The organism is Desulfocurvus sp. DL1XJH-121 (genome assembly GCF_054819825.1).
In genome coordinates this window covers 1-233 of sequence record NZ_JBTVWW010000219.1, presented here as the reverse complement: position 1 = coordinate 233, position 233 = coordinate 1, and the positions used below count along the sequence as shown (strand labels likewise).

General features: G+C 69.1%; 1 protein-coding gene. It reads left to right on the top strand.

Annotation, left to right across the window (positions count from 1 at the left end):
• Positions 1 to 13: 13 nt before the first annotated feature.
• A partial coding sequence (locus ACYYG1_RS17935) for a hypothetical protein (protein WP_461211686.1) occupies positions 14 to 233 on the top strand: 220 nt, incomplete at its 3' end.

Below are 233 nucleotides of genomic sequence, written 5' to 3'. Positions count from 1 at the left end.
AGGCACTGCGCTGATGGGGCTGCTGACGCTGTTTGACCACCCGGTGGCGACCATCGGCTCCCGTTTCAGCTACCTGCTGGCCGACGGCAGCAGCGGCCAGGGCATCCCGCCTATCTTGCCGCAGCTGCTGCTGCCCTGGGATCTGCCGGGCGGCGGCGGGCAACCGTTCAGCCTCAGTTGGCAAACCGTCTCCGCCCTGCTGCCGGCGGCGTTTTCGATGGCGATGCTCGGGG